Raw genomic sequence first — 18,395 nt, 5'->3', positions numbered from 1 at the left:
CCACCGTGATGGCCTGCGGCACGGGGTGAACGTCTGCATCGTCAGCCTGGGCGGCATCAACACCCCCGTCTACTACCAAGGCGCGAACTACATCGGGCGCGAGGCACGGCCGCCATGGCCTGTCCTATCCCCAGAGCGAGTGGCCAAGGCTGTAGTCGCGCTGGGGACAAGCCACACAAGTACGTATCGGCGTCACTGTGGCGCGAAACTTGGGCGACGGGACGGGCTGTTCTTGGCATAGTTGGGCGCGTGGACCACAAAGCCCGCTGGGCTGGGCCGCCTGAGAGAAACGCACGCTACGGCAGGACTGGTGATCAGGGTGAATCGCACTCCAGAACCGATCCTGCCACTGGTCGTCGCGCTGCACGGAACCTTCGGTCGCGGCGCCGTGTTCGACCGGTTGGCGGTCGACCTGAGAGGTCGGGCTCGAGTGTTGGCACCCGACCAGCGCGGTCACGGCCGCGCCGCTCGAACCCCGACCTACACCCGCGCCGATTTCATTGCCGACGCCGTCGACTTCATCCGCGGGCTCGACGAGGGTCCGGTCATCTTGCTCGGCCACTCGCTCGGCGGCATCAACGCCTACCAGTTGGCGGCACGACACCCCGAACTGGTGCGTGCCCTCATCATCGAGGACGTTGGCACGACCATCACTGCGGTTCTGGACGTGACCGACTTCCCCACCGAGGCCCCGACCCGGGCCGCGCTCGCCGCCGCTCTCATCGCCAAGGGCATCCCTGACCCCACCTACTTCCTCCAGAGTGCCGCCCCAGATCCAACCGGGACCTGGCGTTTCCTGTTCTCCTGGACCGACATGATGACCGTCCAACACCAAGCCCTCGGAGACTGGTGGCCAGACTGGCTGACATCGCGATGCCCAGCCCTGCTATTCCGCGGCGGCCGCAGCCCACTGCTGTCCGCGGCAGAGGCTGACCGCATGGCCACCCTGCGCCCCGACACCACCCTCATCACCTTTCCCAACGCCACCCACTGGATCCACGACGACGAACCAGCGGCATTGGCCGCAGCGGTCTCGGCCTTCCTTGACGGACTCGTATGTCCTGTGTGGACGACCGAGCAAGGCAAGACCGAGCTGTTGTGAGAGTGTTTCGGCGATGAGGCCGGGGTAGCTGACGGTTGCGGTGGGTAGGTGATGTTCGCGATCGGCGCGGCACCCGAACGGGCCTTGTCGGCGCGACGGCCCGGACTGCGTGGACAACAAGCACGCGGTCGCGACGTTGAGCTGAGACCGAACCCGGTGGCGTGGCGGCGTCCGTTCGCGGCGCTGTCGAGCGTTGCCGCGTTCACACCGTGGCAGACGGGTGCGGCGAGAGTCGAGAGGTGGCTGCGATCGCCTCGATGAAGGGTGTGGTGCGCGGGGCTTGAGGGGCCTAGGCTGAAGGCCCCGGCCACGAACACCACGGATGGACTACGTCTCCCGGGAGCAAGCCTTGCGAATCACACGGATACTGTTGTGCGCGGTCACCGCTGTCTGTGCTGTTAGCGTGACACCAGCCGTCGCGTCGAATGCGTTCGCGTTGTCCAGTGCCGCGTTCGGCAATGGTGGCACCATCCCCAAGGTTCACGAGTGCACCAGCGGTGGCGGGAGCGACCCCGCCAAGAAGAACCAGTCGCCGCCGTTGGCGTGGACCGGTGGCCCCGCAGCAGCCAAGAGCTACGCCATCGTCATGCGCGACCTCGACAACGCCAACCTCATCCACTGGGTCATCTACGACATCCCGGCAAGCGCGACTTCGTTGCCGCAGAACGTCGATCACACGTACCGGCCCACAACCCCCAGTGGTTCCAGGCAGATCTACTACCGCGGCAGCGCGAGTCTCTACGGCTACCAGGGTCCGTGCTCACCGTCGACGGTGAACACCTACGAGTTCGTCGTCCACGCGCTCAACCAAACCTCGCTCACCGCCCTGAACTCCAGCTCCTCCACCCAAACCGCTGCCCGGGCGATCACCGCCGCCTCCATCGGCACCGCCCGGATCACCGGCGAATCCTGACCCAGGACTGATCTCCGGGTGGGCCCCCGGGACTGGGGACCCACCCGGAGCCGTTAGCGGGGCAGGGTGCAGCCGGGCAGGGTCAGGTTGAACTGGTTACCCGTGGTGATGCAGCGGGTGATGTCGTAGGTCTGCTGGGCGTAGCCGATGCCGGAGCGGACGGTGACCTGGCCGGTCTGGGAGACCTCGCAGGGGTTGTTGGTGGTGCAGCGGCCGCCGCTCTCGTTGATGGTGTTGTTGACGCCGACGACCTTGCCCGCGCCGTCGATGATGGGGGAGCCGGAGGTGCCGCCGATGACGTTGCACGGGCGGGTGTAGCGGATCGAGTCCTTCCAGGTCCAGCTGCCCTCCTTGAGCTGGTAGGCGAACCCGTCGACGGCGCAGGTGTAGGTCCGCTTCCAGTACCCGGACACGACCTGGATGCCGGTGCCCTGCGCGGGGCGGGTCGCCGACAGGTCGAGGGCGCGGGTGCCGTACTGCTGCTGGATCTGCGCGTAGGTGCTGCTGAGCTGGTAGAACGCCGCGTCGGTGTTCTTCATCGTGGCGTAGGACAGCTTGGTGGAGCGCAGGGTGCCCAGGTTGTTGCCGGACGGCCCGAGGAGCGTGAACGTGCGCGACGCCGCCTGGTTGACGATGACCTCGTTGGCGCCCATCAGCTTCACGCAGTGCCCGTTGGTCAGCACCAGCGCCGGGTCGTTGTCGGTGGCCGTCGGCGGGCGCACCACGGAGCCGGAGCAGTTGTTGAGCGCCACGATGGCGGTGAAGTCGGCGGTCTCGCGCGCGTCGGCGGGTGCGGTGGCCAGCACCGCCCCGGCCAGCGCGGCGGCGACCACGCCCACCACTCGCTTGATCATGGAGGATCCTTCCGGTAGCAGGGTTACCACCGGTCAGCGTCGACGCGATCACGTTCACTCACCACCTCCTTTCGGGTGGCAACGATCCCGGTCAGCGCCCCGTCCCCTGTGGACGTCGGCGTTTCGTCCCGTTTCGGCCGCTCAGTCCTGTGTGGACGGCAAGGGGCGGTCCCCGGCCGGGAACCGCCCCTCATCGGCCGATCAGGCAGGCTGCCGCCACAGCGGCCACATGGTCGGACCGTCGTCCGGCAACGGGTAGGGCTCGCCCAGCGGCGCGTAGCCCTCCCGCAGGTAGAGACGGGTGCTCTCCGGTGTGCTGGCCTCCAGGAACGCCGCCACACCCCGGGAATCCAGGTGGGCGTGGTGGTGGCGCAGCAACGCCTCACCCAGGCCCTGGCGCTGCTTCGCGGGGGCGACGGCCAGCAGTGCCAGGTGGTGGTGCGGCTCAGCCGGGTGGTTCGCCTCGAAAGCCGAGTCCAGCGCGTGGAACCGCTCGGCGTACCGCCCGGTCGCGGCCAGCACCCGGGCGTCGTAATTCGCCGGTGCTGGGATCGCCGCGCCGGTGCGGTCGAACCACACCGCCACCGCGTGGTCGCCGATCAGGTCGACGTGCCCGTGTGCCAGCGCGTGCTCGACCAGGATCGCGAAGTCCGCGGTCAACGCGGGCAACCGGTCGGCGGGGTCGGCGATCAGCCACGCCGTCTGGGGCAGCTCCGCGAACGACTGGGCGACGATGGCGGCGCACAGCGCGGTGTCGGCCGTGGTGGCCCGGGTGATCGCCGTCATCGGGCGTTGACCGGGGTCCGGGCCTGGCTCTTGCCGATCGTGTCGTAGACCTGCGGGCGGTTGCGGCGCAGCACGATGCCGTAGACGACACCGCCGAGGGCGACCAGGGCGAACGCGATCGGGATGCCCCAGCGCAGCGGGGAGTCCTCCGGCACGCCCAGCAGCAGCGCGTAGTTGGCCACGACCAGCACCAGGATCGCGGTGACCGCGATGGCCGCCACCGGGGGCGCGAGCTTGCGCAGGAACGAGTTCTCGACCTCGTGTTCGCGCAGGTAGCGGACGGTGGCGAAGGCGGTGGCCGAGAGCAGCAGCAGCACGCCGAGCGCACCCGCGGTGCCGCCGATGAAGAACAGCTTGGTCACCGGGTCCCAGCCGCCGATGGCGAAGGCGATGATGACGACCAGGGCGAGCGCGCTCTGCGAGATCGAGGCCGGTCCCGGCTGGCCGGTGCGCGGCGCGGTGCGGCCGAACGCGGCGGGCAGCACGTGGTCGCGGCCGAGGGCGAAGGTGTAGCGGGCGCAGGTGGCGTGGAAGCTGATCAGCGCCGCGAGCACGCTGGTGACCAGCAGGACCCGGCCCGCGCCTGCGGCCCACGAGCCCAGGTTCTGCTCGGCGAGGGCGAACAGCACCGCGGTGGGGGAGCTCTGCGCGTCGGCGACGACGGTGTCCGGACCGGCGGCCTGGATGGTCGACCAGGACGAGATGGCGTAGAGCGCACACAGCCCGCCGATGCAGATGATCGTCGCGCGCCGCACCGAGCTCGGGCTGGCCTGCTCGGAGAACACCGCGCTCTGCTCGAAGCCGACGAAGCCGAGCACGGCCAGGCCCAGCAGCGGGCCGAGCGCCGAGCCGAGCAGGTCACCGAGGGCGAGGCCGTCGAGGGTCGGGCCGCCGTCGGCCGGGTTGGCCAGGTTGGCGACGCTGTAGAGCAGCACGAGCGCGACCTCGGCGGCCAGCAGCACCAGCAGCACCCGGGCGGAGTGCTTGATCCGGCGCAACCCGAGGAACGCGACCACGGCCCAAGCGACGATCGCGATCACCCACCACGGCACGTCGACCGCGAACCAGTCCCTGAGCAGGTCGGCCATGGTCGGGCCGATCGCCCCGTACAGGCCGATCTGCAGCGCGTTGTAGGCCAGCAGCGCCACCCAGGACGCGCCGACGCCCGCGGGCCGCCCGAGGCCGAGGCTGACGTAGGTGTAGAAGGCGCCCGCGTTGGGCACCTGCCTGGCCATCGCGACGTAGCCGACGCTGAACACCGCGAGCACCGCGGCGATGATCACGAACGCCAGCGGGAGGCCGAGCTTGCCGGTGGCGGCGAGCCCGGTGGTCACGATGGCCGCGCAGACCGTCAGCGGTGTGGCGGCCGAGGCGGTGAAGAACACCACGCCCGCGGTCGACACGCGCTGCCCGGCCAAGGTCTGGGCTGCGGTAGTGGACACGCTCACTCCTTTGTGGATCTGGGTTGGGGAACTGGGACGGAGTGGGCAGCCGTACCGGTGGTGCGGTCGGTCGCCGGTCGTGGTTAGAACAGCGGGGTGACCGCTGCTGTCACGAGTACCTCGGTGGTGGTGTCGACCAGTTGGACCGCGCTGGGGCAGAGGTTCTCCCGCAGTTGGCGGTCGAGTTCGTCGTGCACCTCTGGCCCGCAGTGGCTCAGGACCTCGCGGTCGCGGCCGGTCGCGCGCAGCAGACCGGCCAGTAACAAGTCTGATGTGGACAGTGCGCGGGGCACGTTGAGGGTGCCCGCGATGCGCACCCCGGCCGCGGCCGCGGTGCTCAGCGACGGCGGGACGTAGAGTTCGAGCGGTTTGCGCAGCAGTCGCTTGCGGGTGGTCCGCACGACCTTGCCCGCGGCCAGCATCCGGTGCCGCACCAGGGTGGTGATGTCGCGCCCGACCAGGACCAGGAGCCAGTCCTTGGCCAGCACCACGCTGTGGTCCTTGCGCACCCAGAGCCGGACCCGCTCCTGCAGCGCGTCGGGCACCGCGACGTCGGCGACCCGCAGTTTGCCGTCCTCGATCACCATGTGCCTGGTGAGCAGGAGTTCGCCGATCAGCGCGGCGGCGAGGCCGACGGCGAGCGCCTGCGGTTCCAGCCGCTGCTCGCCGGTCATGTCGTCGATCCCGGCCAGGAAGAACTCGTCGGCGAGCAGCCCGGGCGGCGCTTTCCGGTAGTGCGGAGCGGTCACCTCGGGCACCGGTCGCATTCGGTGCCGTTGTCGGTGCCGCGGTGGTCCGAGCGGGTCCGCCCTCGCCACTGGACTTCTCGACTCACGTTCCTCACTTCTTCGTGGTGTGCGCGCCGCAGGATAAAGGCGATACCGACAGCGCGGGATACCCCCGTCGGGGTGACCACCCGATCGGCCCAATCCCGTACACCACGGCCGAACGGGTGCCCGCACCGGACCACGGTGTGGGATGGCAGCGCTCCCAACCGTGTGATGCCGCTGAGACGTTCGGGTGGTCGGAGCCCGGCCGCCGGGTGATCCTCAGTGGAACGCGGAGTGGACACCAGGTGTCGCGGCGCGGGTGTCCACACCGGCCGGAATGGAAAAGGTGAACGACGTTCATCAATAGTGGGACGCATTCCTCGTCGACCCGCGTGACAAACCCGGCCGCCCGGATCGCACCGCCGTGATCTGCGGTGGTGTCCCGGAAATGATTGTCTCGGCGGTCGAGAAACGTCGAGCCGACGACGTCTCAATGACTGGGTAATCCGTTTCGGCACGCGGGGCCAGGGGTATCGACCCGGCATGGACCGAACCACTGAGGTGACCCCGCTCCCGCTCTCGGCCGACGACCTCGCCGCCGAGGTGGGCTCCGCGCTGCCGACCAAGGAGGTCTACTCCCTGCTCGACCTCAACGTCGACCTCGACCTGGCGCTCGACCTCGCCGCCCCGATCGACCTCGCGGTGGCCGCCAACGCCAACGTGGCCGCACCGATCGACGCCGCCGTCGGCGCGAACGTGCTGTCCACCGACTCCACCGCGCAGGCGCTCTCGGACCAGGGCGTCGCCATCACCCAGGGCATCACCGGCGACTCGACCGCGCACAGCACGCAGGACAGCGCGATCGACCAGTCCGAGCCGGTGCCCACCACCCCGCCCGCCGCCCAGACCGGCGGCATCCAGGCCGTGGACATCCCCGACGACATCACCGGCGCCCTCGACGGCGGGCTGCTCAACCTGGACGTGAACGTCAACGCCGACCTCGACCTGACCGCCCCGATCAACGGCGCGATCGCCGCCCAGGCCAACGTCGCCGCGCCGATCGACGCCGCGGTCTCGGCCAACATCGGCTCGACCGGCTCGGAGGCCACCGCGGTCGCCCAGCAGCAGGCGATCATCACCCAGGACATCACCGGCAACGCGACGGCCACCGCGGACCAGATCAGCGACGTCGACCAGTAGGAGAGGTCCGCATGAGCGTCACCTCAGGCACCGCGCCGGACCGGGACGTCCAGGCGCCCCGCCCCGGCGCGGTGCCCTCGAGGGCCGACGGGGTGCGGCTGATCGGGGAGATGAGCGGGTCCGGCTACCGCCGCCCGCCCGCCCTGGTCCGCCGCGCCGACGGCCAGGTGTTGCAACTGACCCCGCTGCTCTACCGGGTGCTCGAGGCCGTCGACGGTGACGCCGACCACGCCGTCATCGCCGAGCGGGTCGGCCGCGCGGTGAACCGGCGGGTCGGCGCCCGGGACGTGGAGGTGCTGCTGGACAAGCTGCGGCCGCTCGGCGTGCTGCGGCTGGCGGACGGGACCGATCCCGCGCCGCGCAAGGCGAACCCGCTGCTCGGCCTGCGGATGCGCTGCGTGATCTCCGACGAGGACACCACCAGGCGGGTCACCGCGCCGTTCACCTGGCTGTTCCACCCGCTGGTGGTGGTGGCGCTGGTGCTCGCGTTCGTGGGCGTGTCGTTCTGGGTGCTGTTCGAGAAGGGCCTGGCCGGGGCCGCGTACGAGGCCTTCGAGCAGCCCTCGTTGCTGCTGCTGGTGTTCGCGGTGACGATCCTGTCCGCCGGGTTCCACGAGTTCGGGCACGCCGCGGCCGCGCGCTACGGCGGTGCGACCCCGGGCGCGATGGGCTTCGGCATGTACCTGATGTGGCCCGCCTTCTACACCGACGTGACCGACAGCTACCGGCTCGGCAAGGCCGGTCGGCTGCGCACGGACCTGGGCGGGCTGTACTTCAACGCGATCGTCTCGGTCGTGGTGTTCGGCGTCTGGCTGGTGTCCGGCTGGGACGCGCTGCTGCTGGTCATCGCCACGCAGCTGCTGCAGATGGTGCGGCAGCTGACCCCGCTGGTCCGGTTCGACGGGTACCACGTGCTCGCCGACCTGACCGGGGTGCCCGACCTGTTCCAGCGGATCAAGCCGACGCTGCTCGGGCTGCTGCCCAACCGGTGGCGCTCGCCGGAGACCACGGTGCTCAAGCCGTGGGCGCGGGTGGTCGTGACGCTGTGGGTCGTGGTCGTCGTCCCGGTGCTGCTGCTCAGCTTCGTCCTGATGGTCCTGACCCTGCCGCGCATCATCGGTACGGCGGTGCGCGGGGTGGAGCAGCAGTGGGCCGGTCTCGGCGCCGCGTTCGACGAGGGCGACCTGGCGTTGTCCGCGGTGCGGGTGCTGGGCATCGTCGCGATCGCGGTGCCGATGGCGGGCATCCTGTACCTGCTGGCGCGGATGGTGAAGCGGGCCGTGCTGAAGGTCGTCACGTGGTCGTCGGGCAAGCCGGGTCGACGGGCGGTCGCCGTGGTGGCGCTGCTCGCGGTCCTGGCCGGGCTGGCGTACGCGTGGTGGCCGGAGGGCGACCGCTACCGGCCGATCCAGCCGGGGGAGCGGGGCACGGTGCAAGACGCCCTCCCCATGGGCGCTAGCGCACCGCGCGCACTGCCCGCTGACACCGAGGCCGCGCCTGTCGCGGTCGCGGCGAAGCGGAAGGTAGTGCTACCTCAGGGCGCGGCTTTGCCCACCAAGGGCAAGCCGATCCCGGCGATGGTGCTGACTCCGGTCGGTAACCCCACCGCCCCGCGCTTGGTCTACCCGTTCCAACGCCCGGAACCGCCCGGCCCCGGCGACAACCAGGCCGTCGTCATCAACACCACCGACGGCTCGGTGCAGTACGAGGTGTCGTTCGGGCTGGTGTGGGCGACCGAGGACAAGGTGGACAACCGCAACGAGGCGTGGGCCCTGGCCAGCTGCCAGAACTGCGCCACGGTCGCGATCGCCTTCCAGATCGTCCTCGTCGTCGGCAAGGCGAACGTGGTGATCCCGGAGAACGTCGCCGTCGCGGTCAACCACACCTGCGTCGACTGCCTCACCTACGCCCTGGCCTCCCAGCTCGTGGTCACCCTCTCCGGTGAGCCGGACGAGGCGGCCAAGGCCGAGATCGCCGCCATCTGGGGCCGCATGACCGGTCTCGCCGACCGCGTCCAAGGCATGACCACCACCCAGATCCAGGCCGAGTTCGACAGCGTCAAGCGCGACATCCTCACCGTCCTGCAAAACCACGACCCGGTCACCACCACACCCGTCCCCCCGTCCTCACCGACCGGCACAACGGGCGCGACCACAACCACCACCCCCAACCCGACGGAGTCGTCATCGATCCCGCCGTCGTCGAGCACCTCCCCGGCGCCGTCGTCGAGCGAGCAGCCGACGACATCACCACCGTTGAGCGAGGGGTCGTCCGCGGTACCGACCAGTCCTTGATGGACGGATAGGCACGACACAGTGGGGGGCGGCCGAGTGGCCGCCCCCCACTGCTGTCAGGCGTTGATGGTGCGGCAGGCCGAGATGAAGGTGATCAGCTCGTCCACCTTGTCCGATCGGCTGTCCACGGCGCGGTTGAGGACCCGGATCAGGTGGTCGTAGGCGTCGGTGTGGTCGTAGCGGGCGGTGTCGGCGATCTTGAGGGCCCAGCGCCAGTAGCCGCGGATCGTGTCGGCCAGTGGCATGCGGAAGTCGGCGATGACCGAGCGGATGGGTTCGACGACCGCGTCGCCGTAGTGGACGAGGTAGCGGTGGAGCATGTCGGCGAAGAAGGTGAAGTGGCGGGCCTCGTCGCGGCTGAGGCGGTTGAGGATCTGGCCGAGGACCGGTTCGTCGATGACTTGGCGCAGGTTCTGGTAGTAGAGCTGCGTCGCCTTCTCTTGCACCAACGGGTACGTGAAAAACTGCACCGCGTCGGCGTAGCCCACGTCGAACTTCTTCTGTCCCTCAGCCGCTAGAGACAATCGCAACGCGGAGGCTTCCGCTAGTCCTGACTCCACCTGGTACCGATAGAGCACACGCGCGTGCGTGTCCTCCTCTTGCGCCCACCGGATAGAGAAGTGGTACAGCTCCCTGTTGTGTACGAACACTTCCCGTTCGACCGTGTCGTTCAAGGGGAAGTTCTCGTCATAGAGGGCGAAGTAGCCCGGTAGGTGGTCCTCGATGATGGTGATGAACTCGACCGCCGAGCGTTGGCCGTCGCTCAACCGGGACGCGTCGGCCAACGACCAGTCGAAGTCGAACTCGTCCCACCGCTGCCGCGATGGACCCGCGCGCAGGAACGAGCTGACCGCGGCGTCCACCTCGGCGGCGGGCAGCAGCGGCCCGCCGACCTGCTTGGGCACAACCATGCGTTCCCCCTCCCGGTCAGCGGCGCTTCGCGCAGGTCAGCGCGTAGTGCTTGGTGGTGAACCCCCACCCCGCGTTCGCCGTGCGCAGGTAGCGGGTCAGCTTGTCGGCCAGCCCGGCCTCGATCTCGTCGAGCCGGTCGGCGGACCGGGCCACGTTGGCCAGCCAGTCCTCGATGGTGCGGTGGTAGTGCTCGGTCAGGTCGTCCACCGCCACCACGCTGAACCCGGCGTCCTCCGCGCCCCGCACTAGCTCCGAGAGCGGCCGCATGTCGCCCCACCCGAAGATGGCGTCACGCACGAACGCGGACGAGTCGAGCTCGCTGAACTCCGCGTGCTTAGCCGCGTTGCGATAGCAGCTCTCCGACACATAGAGCATGCCCTTGGTGCGCAGCGCGGCGTGCGCGCGGGCGAAGGCGGCACCGAGGTCGGGCATGTGCACGATAGAGCCGAGCATCGTCACCGCGTCGAACGAGCGCGGCTCGATCTCCATCTCTTCCACGTGACCGACCCGGGTAGTCACCAGGTCCTCTAGCCCGCGTTCGCGCACCAGGTCGTGGATGTAAGAGTGCTGGTTGGGCGCGGGGCTGATCCCGACCACCCGCGCGCCGAACTCCTGCGCCATGAACAGGATCAGCGACCCCCACCCGCAGCCGATGTCGAGCAGCCGCTTGCCCGGTGCCAGGTTCACCCGGTCCGCGACGAACCGCAGCTTCGTGCGCTGCGCCTGCTCCAGGGTGTCCTCGGGCGAGGTGTAGAGCCCGGAGGAGTACTTGCGCATCGGGTCCAGGTAGAGCCCGAAGATCTCCGGGTCCAGGTCGTAGTGGACGTTGGTGTCAGCGACCGCCACCGCTGGGCTCCTTCTCCGCGAGGGTGGCCACGACCAGGGTCGCCGCGTCACGCACGGTCTTGAGGCCGAACACCTGGTCGTCCTCCAGCTCGATGTCGTAGGTCCGCTCGATCTTGGCGACCGCGCGCAGCACCTTCACCGAGTCGGCGCCCTCCAGCGAGCCCAGGTCCACGTCGGGCCCGATGTCGGCGGCAGGTAGGCCGAACTCCCCGGCCACGATCCCGGTGACGGTGCTGATCACGTCGTCGGACATTGCGGTCTCTCCTCCGGTTGTCACTGGCCGCGGCGCAGGTCGGCCAGGGCGCTCTCGATCAGGTCGGCCTCGGTGTCGGTCAGGTCCATCCGCTCCCGCGCCTGGGCCGGGGTCGCGGGCTGGTAGGTGCCGACGGCGGTAACGCAGGTAGCGCCGTCGGGGTCGGTGATCTCCGCGTACGCGCGGTAGGGCGGGCTGTCGACGGCGTCGGCGGTCGCCACGCACCGGTACTCGACGCCTACGGCTAACGGAGACAGGTAGCGCGTACGCAAGGTGGTCGTGAACACCGATGTGCCGACCTTGAGCACCAGCAGGTTGCCCATGATCTCGTCGCACACCGTGGTCGCGATCCCGCCGTGCACCACGCCCGGGTAAGACTCGAACGTGCGGTCCACGCGCAGCACGCACTCGATGCCGTCGCCGGAGTGCGTGAAGTTCAGCCGCAGCCCGTGCTCGTTGCTGGGGGAGCAGCCGAAGCAGCGGTAGTCCGGCAGCACCCGCCAGGGCACGTCGATCGGCGTCCCGGTGCTCACCCGAGCACCTCGGCCAGCGCCCGGCGGACCTTGCCGTTGGTGCCGAGGTCGCGGTCGACCAGCGAGCCGAACACCTGCCGGATCTTGCCCTGCAGTTCGTCGAGCTCGCCCTGGTCGGCGACCTGCTCGAGGAACAGGTCGAACCCGGTGTCGATGGTCTCGTGGTCCTCGAGCTCGACGAGGTTGCTCTTGAACATGCTCACCGGGTGCTTGATCTTCTGGTCGGAGGTGTAGACGTAGAGCGTCTCCAGCACCGACGGGATCTCCTCCGGCTTGCGCGCCAACCGCTGGCGGCAGTAGTGGATGAACTCCCGCGCGTGCCCGGCCTCGTCGCGGCTCGCGCGCAGCAGGATGTCCGCGAGCACCGGCTCCTCCACGGCCGCCGCGACCCGGCGGTAGATGTGGTTGACCGTCAGCTCGGAGATGATGTTCGTCGCCAGCGTCGCGGCCGGGGTGCTGCCGGGCGCATAAGGCTCGCGCATGGCCTGCACGGGGGCGTCGTCGACAGCCTCACCGATCGCCTCTAGCCACGACTTGAACGCATAGTGGTGCTGGACCTCCTGGTAGCCCCACACCACTGCGAAGGTAGAGAAGTCGTAGTCGTCAACGAACTCGTTGAGGAACCCGTGCACGGCAGCGATAACGTTGGACTCGCCCATCACGCCGCTCTTAGCCATCAGCACGTGCTCTGGCTTGACCAGGTCCTTGTTGACACTGCCGAAGTCGATGTCCTTGAGTTGCCAGTGGACGCGCTCGTAGTGGGTGAAGACGTCGAAGCTGTGCATGGCCCCTTCTCCTCCGTGCCGGTTGTCCGCGAGCCCTCTGGTGGTGCTAACCGAATCTGGTACGTGATGCGAGCCGCTGGAGCTTGCCGCTGCTCGTGCGCGGGATCGCGTGCGGTCCGGCGACGACCACGCGGATGTCGTCGAGCCCGGTGGCGGCGCTGACCTTCGCGCGCAGGTGGGCCCGCAGGTCGTCGGTGTCCGGGGCGGTCGACTCGACCACCAGCACCATCCGCTCGGCGGTCTCGTCCAGGTAGGCGACGCAACGCCTGCGGTGGACGGCCGGGTCGGTGCGGACGGCGGCCTCCACGTCCTCGGGGTAGTAGTTGTCCCCGCGCACGATGATCATTTCCTTGCGGCGGCCGGTGATGTGCAGCTCGCCGTCCGCCAGGTAGCCGAGGTCGCCGGTGCGCAGCCAGCCGTCCTCGGTGAACGGCTGCTCCCCGTGCAGGTATCCCGGCGTCACGGAGGCGCCGCGGATCTCGATCTCCCCGACGATCCGTTCGTCCAGCGTGACACCGGTGTCCGGATCGGTCACGCGGACCGCCATCCTTTGCACCGGTGGTCCTACCGACACGATCCCGCGTGCACCGGGCGCGTCTCTTGGCACCGCGATGGCTTCGCCCGTTGCCGCTAACCGTGCGCGGTCTACCCAGTCCGCGTGCGGTGGCTCCTTCAGCACGGAGAACGTCACCGGCAGCGTGGCCTCCGCTAGCCCATAGACAGGCAGCATCGACTCTGGACGGAAACCGGCGGGGGAAAAGTGCTCGAGAAACCCCTCTAGCGTGTCCACCGCGATCGGCTCGGCGCCGTTGAACGCCACCCGCCACTTGCTGAGGTCGTAGTCGGCGACCTCGTCCTCTGGGACGGCCCTGGCTAGAGCCTCGTAGGCGAAGTTCGGCATAGGGCACGCGGTGATGCCACTGTCAGACATCATCTTGAGCCAGTGCGCCGGATCCTTCACGAACACCGACGGCTGCCACACCGTAAGCGGGATCGGGTAGTGCAACGCGGCCAGTGAACCGAAGAGGCCCATGTCGTGGAACAGCGGCAGCCAGTTGCCTGCGCTGTCCTCACCGGTGAGCTCGATAGCACTACCGATCGCGTCTAGGCACGCGAGCACGTTCGCATGGGTCAGGCGCACGCCCTTGGGAGCCGAGGTGCTGCCGGAGGTGAACTGGACGATCAGGTCGTCGTCCCCGGTCACCTCGCTGTCAGGTGGCGCGGGGTGCTCCCCACGCAGATCCGACGTCGACAACGCCGTGATGCCGTCTAGCGCCGTACCCAGCACACCGCGCAACCGAGCCAGCCGCTCCGACAGCACTACCGTCCGGATCTCCGCAGCCGCGATGATCCCGGAGATCCGCTCCGCGTACCCATCGCGCGCCATCGTGGGCAGGGCAAACGGGCACGCGCAGGCCCCGAGCACGCCGAGTCCGATCAACACGCGAAAGAAGTCAGCCTCGTTCTGGCACAACACCCCGACGCGATCACCACGCCGCACCCCCGCCGCCGCCAATGCCCCCGCCACAGCGTGCGACTGGGCGACCAATTCGGCCAGAGTCACCTGCTCACGACCGGTGTGGAAGGTGACGGGCGTAGCAGGCGCCCGCCTCGCCGCCGCCGCCAATGCCCCGTGCAACGTAGTGGGCTCATTCATCGGCTCAGCCATGGTCGCCACCGAAGGCGGTCAGGGCTGCCGCGATCTCGTGGGCGGGGTCCCGGTGGGTGGCGGGGACCAGCGTCCACTGGCCGTCCGCTGCCATGGGGGTCCACACCTGCGTCCAGATCCGGGGTGGGGTGGCCGCGCGGACGGTGAGGGCGCAGTGGCGGTCGCCGAGGTCCACCGTCCGGGTGAGGAAGCCCGACCCGAATGGCCAGTCCACAGTGGACCACGTGTGCGTCGGGTCCTCCCGGAACCGGATGGACCGCAGCCCCGCGCGCAACCCCCGACCGCACGCCTTGGCCGCGCTCTCCTTCGCTGTCCACAACGCCCGCGCCGGGATCGCCTCGTCCAGCTCGTCCGCCGCGCAGAACCGGTCGGCGACCTCGAGTAACTCGTCCTCCGCGGCGTCCTCGACGTCGACGCCGCAGGTGACCGCGCTCTCGGCGAGGACGAGGAAGTCCTGGTCGTGGCTCGCGTTCACCACCACGTCGGCCTTCGCGACAGCCGTGGCGAGCACGCGCACCGCCTGCGCCTGGGTGCGGCGGCGGCCATGGGCGCGGCGGGCGATGGCGGCGCGTTCGGCGGCGGGCAGGGCCGGTTCGGCGGTACCGCGCACCCGGTCCAGGGCGCGCAGCGACACCAGGTGCAGCGCGACCGAGGTCATGACGTGCTCGCCCGCAGTTCGGACAGGCCGCGGAACTGGAGGTTGTCGGCGCGCCAGGTCAACCGGTCGGGCTCGACGAGCGCCAGGTCCGGGATCCGGGTGGTCAGCTCGGTCAGCGCGATCCGGCCCTCCATCCGCGACAGGCCAGCGCCGATGCAGAAGTGGACACCCAGCCCGAGACCGACGTGCCCGGTGTCGCCCCTGGTCACGTCGATCCGGTCGGGGTCGGCGAACCGCTCCGGGTCGCGGTTCGCCGATCCGCGCATGAGGTAGACCAGCTGGCCCTCGCGCAGCTGCTCACCCCGCAGCTCCACATCCCTGGTCAACAGCCGGTGGGTGAGCTGGACCGGGCCGTCCCAGCGGATGACCTCGTCGACCGCGCCGGTGATGGTCGACGGGTCGCGCTTGAGCAGGTCCCACTGGTCGCGCTGGGTCAGCAGGCCCGCCAGGCCGTTGCCCAGCATGTCGATGGTGGTCTCGAACGAGGCCGCGATCAGCAGCAGCAGGTTCGACACCAGCTCGTCGGTGCCCAGCTGGTCGCCCGCGTCGTCGGCGGCGACCAGTCGCGACACCAGGTCGTCGCGCGGCTCGACCCGCCGCTGGTCCATGATCTCGGTGAGGTAGTCGATCATCTCCCGCACCGCCTCGGCCGCGGTCTGCACGCCGCCGAGGTCGGCCGAGGCGCCGAGGAACACCTTGAGCGCGTCGCACCACTCGGTCACCAGCCGGGCGTCGGCGGGGGGCAACCCGTAGAGCCCGCAGATCACCAGCGCGGGCACCGGGAAGCAGAAGTCGGCCATCAGGTCGACCTCCTCGCGCTCGATCGCGGCGTCGACCAGGTCGTCCACGATCTTCTGCACCATCGGCTCGAGCAGCCGCACCGCGCGGGGGGTGAACCCCTGGTTCATCAGCTTGCGCATCCGGGTGTGCGTCGGCGGGTCCAGCATCCACATCCAGTGCCCGGCCAGCTCCAGCAGGCGGGCGACCGCGGGGGAGGGGTCCGCGCCGCCGCGCTGGGCCACCAGCAGCCCCATCCGGCGCGAGGAGTACGTCTCGTGGTCGCGCAACGCGGTCGTGACATCGTCGTACCGGGTGATGACCCACCCGTTCAGCTGAGTGTCGTAATACACCGGGCTTTCGGTGCGCAACCGGGCATAGGTGGGATAGGGGTCGCTCATCACAGCGCGGGTGAGTAAGGTTGTGTGGCCGATCTGATCGGTCATGTCGCGCCCTTTCCCCCGAAATCGCCCCGTGGTGGCGGGCGCTCGACTGGCCTTGTTCGCGGGGGCCTTCAGGCGCGCACGCCGAAACACCGGCGCGCTCTCCCGATCGGCCCCCATTCGCCGTTTCCCCACCCAGTGAACACGACGCCCAGTCCGATCCGCAAGGAATTGCCGGCTGGGAAAACCGGAACGCACCAACCCGGCTGTGGACAGTGGACACGCGCCGAGGCCATGGGGTATGCGCGCGCGGGAATTGCGCACTCTGTTCGGAGTAGGGGTATCGGCATTGCGCCGGTAAGGAGTATACCCGGATTAGCTATCCGGACGCCGGTGACCGGTCAGCGGTCCGCTGGGTCAGGGTCGCCGGACCATCAAGTCAGCGACTTGTCAGGACGACGGGTGCGATGCTCGGGTCGGCGGGCTGGTCGGGCGCGGTTCAGCCGAGGTCGAGCAGGCGGGCGGTGCCGGTGCCCCGCAGGACCTCGGTCGCGCCGGTGACCACGACGGTGAAGGCCAGGTCCTGCCCGTCGGCGGCGTTGACGGTGACCGAGGTGGTGATCTCGTCGCCGACGAAGACCGGGGCGAGGAACCGCAGGTCCAGGCCGGTCACGTGCACGCTGTCGTCGGCCAGCAGCGGGGTCCCGGACAGCGTGAGCAGGCCCTGGGCGACCTTCTTGCCCGCCATCCCGGCGATGTGGTGGGCGCCGAAGTCACCGGTCAGCCGCGCGCAGGCGGCGATGTCGTCGTCGCTGATGGTCCGGGTGGCGCTGGTCGTGCTCCCGACCCGCGGTGCGCTGGTCATCAGGCGTTCTCCCCGAGCACGAGGCCCTTGCTGGTGCCGGTCACCACGACCTCGTCGCCGCACCGGATCCGCGCGTCGAACCCGATCTTCGTCGCGCCCTCGACCGGCTCGAGCCGGGTGATCTCCAGTTCCGCGGTGATCTCCTCGCCGACCGCGACCGGCCTGCGCACCGACCACGTCATCCGACCGGAGAGGTAGTCGATGTCGCCACCGAGTTTCGTCAACGGCGCCACCACGAGCAGATAAGGCAGGAATCGCGGTTGCGGATTGTCCGGATATCCGGAAAGCCGCTGGAATTCCCGGACCTCGTCGACGGTATAGGTCCGCGACGTGCGCAGCACATCGCCGACCGTGACCTCACCCTGCGCGCTCGGGATCGTCGTCGTCACCGAATTCCCCTCTGCTCGACTGGATTCCGGCACCGCGAATCCCGATCTTCACCCTGGCCCGCTCCCACGCTAGCACGGGCGGCGTGGCCCGCCAACGACGGCGATATCGGGGACCGCTCGCGCGGCACATTCATCCTCAGTGGAATGTCGCGTGTGGATCGACCGGCGGCAGGCCTTCATCGCCTTGATGGCCTTGACACCTCCCCGTCCCGCACCTCAACTCCACCCCGACCGGCGCCATGTCCCCAACGCGAAAGACACCGCCCCGCCCCGGCCACTCACCGTGATCCCGTCTCCGTGCGCGGGCAACCCGCCCAGGACGCGCCCCGGCTCCACCCGGCTCCGCGACCGCCCACACCCACCGGCCCCTCCTCGCGTCCCTATGGGCGGCCCAGGCTAGTGAGCCGCACAGAGGCGGGCAAAACCTACTTGTAGGTCGTCACGAACACCCGGTCTCCATAGCGAGTAGTAGGACTGGCAACGATGGTGTTGGTGGTAGGTGCCGTTCGAAATCGCTGGTCGATAAAGCCTCGAGTACGCGCTATGAACGCTGCACGTCGTCTGCGGAGATCGACCTCAAAACGAGTTGACGCCGGTCGAGAGCCTGGCGGTGTCGGTTGAGCTGGAGTTGTCGGCGGGCTTGTCTGCGGTCGCGTCGGTACTGGCTTCGAGTGACCAGTCCGCTTCCGACTAGCACACCGATACCGAAGCTCGGGCCCAACAGAATCAGGAGGGCGATCACGCCACACCTCCGGGTAGTCACGTGGTGAGCTGGCATGACGGCAACCGGTGACCGGCCGCCTTGGTGATCATTTGCTGGCGCTACTCCAGTTGAGCGATGTCGACTCACTTCGGTTAGTACACCAGCGGAGTGCTTGACCAATCCAGAGACGTGCACTAGAGAGATGGGGCAACGGCTTGGGTAAAGACCCAAGCTCGCGTTGAACTCGAGCCCAACCGGTCG

The 18,395-nt window shown here is 69.2% G+C and carries 18 protein-coding genes; 4 read left to right on the top strand and 14 right to left on the bottom strand.

Annotated elements, in window-relative coordinates; all coding sequences use genetic code 11:
- Positions 1-319: 319 nt before the first annotated feature.
- Both LV79_RS18330 and LV79_RS18325 read left to right on the top strand, forming a co-directional pair.
- Positions 320-1,102, top strand: coding sequence for an alpha/beta fold hydrolase (locus LV79_RS18330; RefSeq protein WP_253838326.1), 783 nt, complete (start codon positions 320-322; stop codon positions 1,100-1,102).
- A 367-nt stretch (positions 1,103-1,469) separates the two neighbouring features.
- Positions 1,470-2,015, top strand: a complete 546-nt coding sequence (locus LV79_RS18325; protein ID WP_253838566.1) for a YbhB/YbcL family Raf kinase inhibitor-like protein — start codon at positions 1,470-1,472, stop codon at positions 2,013-2,015.
- A 53-nt stretch (positions 2,016-2,068) separates the two neighbouring features.
- On the opposite strand, the gene LV79_RS18320 is transcribed toward LV79_RS18325, so the two are convergent.
- From LV79_RS18320 to LV79_RS18305, 4 genes are all read right to left on the bottom strand, one after another.
- Positions 2,069-2,869: a S1 family peptidase gene (locus tag LV79_RS18320; protein ID WP_253838325.1), complete on the bottom strand. Its 801-nt coding sequence runs from the start codon at positions 2,867-2,869 to the stop codon at positions 2,069-2,071.
- Between the two features lie 201 nt (positions 2,870-3,070).
- On the bottom strand, positions 3,071-3,655 hold the full coding sequence (locus LV79_RS18315; RefSeq protein WP_253838322.1) for a GNAT family N-acetyltransferase: 585 nt from the start codon (positions 3,653-3,655) through the stop codon (positions 3,071-3,073).
- Complete coding sequence (locus LV79_RS18310; protein ID WP_253838321.1) at positions 3,652-5,097, bottom strand: APC family permease; 1,446 nt, start codon at positions 5,095-5,097, stop codon at positions 3,652-3,654. The genes LV79_RS18315 and LV79_RS18310 overlap by 4 nt, the downstream gene beginning before the upstream one ends.
- An 83-nt stretch (positions 5,098-5,180) precedes the next feature.
- Positions 5,181-5,846 carry a GPP34 family phosphoprotein gene (locus LV79_RS18305; RefSeq protein WP_253838319.1) on the bottom strand — a complete coding sequence of 222 codons (666 nt, stop codon included), beginning with the start codon at positions 5,844-5,846 and terminating at the stop codon, positions 5,181-5,183.
- 564 nt (positions 5,847-6,410) lie between these two features.
- Between LV79_RS18305 and LV79_RS18300 the strand changes: the two genes are divergently transcribed.
- Both LV79_RS18300 and LV79_RS18295 read left to right on the top strand, forming a co-directional pair.
- Positions 6,411-7,067, top strand: coding sequence for a peptidoglycan-binding protein (locus tag LV79_RS18300; protein WP_253838318.1), 657 nt, complete (start codon positions 6,411-6,413; stop codon positions 7,065-7,067).
- 11 nt (positions 7,068-7,078) lie between these two features.
- Positions 7,079-9,361 (top strand): zinc metalloprotease, encoded by a 2,283-nt coding sequence (locus LV79_RS18295; RefSeq protein WP_253838316.1) that lies wholly within the window; start codon positions 7,079-7,081, stop codon positions 9,359-9,361.
- 56 nt (positions 9,362-9,417) lie between these two features.
- On the opposite strand, the gene LV79_RS18290 is transcribed toward LV79_RS18295, so the two are convergent.
- The 10 genes from LV79_RS18290 to LV79_RS18245 form a co-directional block, all read right to left on the bottom strand.
- Positions 9,418-10,272 carry an acyl-ACP desaturase gene (locus tag LV79_RS18290; protein ID WP_253838314.1) on the bottom strand — a complete coding sequence of 285 codons (855 nt, stop codon included), beginning with the start codon at positions 10,270-10,272 and terminating at the stop codon, positions 9,418-9,420.
- A 16-nt stretch (positions 10,273-10,288) separates the two neighbouring features.
- Complete coding sequence (locus LV79_RS18285; RefSeq protein WP_253838313.1) at positions 10,289-11,119, bottom strand: class I SAM-dependent methyltransferase; 831 nt, start codon at positions 11,117-11,119, stop codon at positions 10,289-10,291.
- On the bottom strand, positions 11,106-11,372 hold the full coding sequence (locus LV79_RS18280) for an acyl carrier protein (protein ID WP_253838312.1): 267 nt from the start codon (positions 11,370-11,372) through the stop codon (positions 11,106-11,108). Before LV79_RS18280 ends, LV79_RS18285 begins: the two co-directional genes overlap by 14 nt.
- A 20-nt stretch (positions 11,373-11,392) precedes the next feature.
- Positions 11,393-11,905 (bottom strand): hotdog domain-containing protein, encoded by a 513-nt coding sequence (locus LV79_RS18275; RefSeq protein ID WP_253838311.1) that lies wholly within the window; start codon positions 11,903-11,905, stop codon positions 11,393-11,395.
- The gene (locus LV79_RS18270) at positions 11,902-12,690 is read right to left on the bottom strand and encodes a ferritin-like domain-containing protein (protein ID WP_253838310.1); all 789 of its coding nucleotides are present in this window, start codon (positions 12,688-12,690) and stop codon (positions 11,902-11,904) included. The genes LV79_RS18275 and LV79_RS18270 overlap by 4 nt, the downstream gene beginning before the upstream one ends.
- A 46-nt stretch (positions 12,691-12,736) precedes the next feature.
- Entirely contained in the window at positions 12,737-14,359 is a 1,623-nt protein-coding gene (locus LV79_RS18265; protein ID WP_253838309.1) for an AMP-binding protein, read from the bottom strand.
- The gene (locus LV79_RS18260; protein ID WP_253838308.1) at positions 14,352-15,017 is read right to left on the bottom strand and encodes a 4'-phosphopantetheinyl transferase family protein; all 666 of its coding nucleotides are present in this window, start codon (positions 15,015-15,017) and stop codon (positions 14,352-14,354) included. The genes LV79_RS18265 and LV79_RS18260 overlap by 8 nt, the downstream gene beginning before the upstream one ends.
- Positions 15,014-16,195, bottom strand: coding sequence for a cytochrome P450 (locus tag LV79_RS18255; protein WP_253838306.1), 1,182 nt, complete (start codon positions 16,193-16,195; stop codon positions 15,014-15,016). Before LV79_RS18255 ends, LV79_RS18260 begins: the two co-directional genes overlap by 4 nt.
- A gap of 481 nt (positions 16,196-16,676) precedes the next feature.
- A complete protein-coding gene (locus LV79_RS18250) occupies positions 16,677-17,042 on the bottom strand; it encodes a MaoC/PaaZ C-terminal domain-containing protein (RefSeq protein ID WP_253838304.1) in 366 nt (121 codons plus the stop codon).
- On the bottom strand, positions 17,042-17,431 hold the full coding sequence (locus LV79_RS18245) for a hotdog family protein (protein WP_253838302.1): 390 nt from the start codon (positions 17,429-17,431) through the stop codon (positions 17,042-17,044). Before LV79_RS18245 ends, LV79_RS18250 begins: the two co-directional genes overlap by 1 nt.
- Positions 17,432-18,395: the final 964 nt, after the last annotated feature.

This window comes from Actinokineospora globicatena (assembly GCF_024171945.1).
In the GTDB taxonomy this organism is placed as follows: Bacteria; Actinomycetota; Actinomycetes; order Mycobacteriales; family Pseudonocardiaceae; genus Actinokineospora; species Actinokineospora globicatena.
Note: the sequence above shows the minus strand (reverse complement) of the source record. Positions and strands in the feature narration are given on the sequence as shown.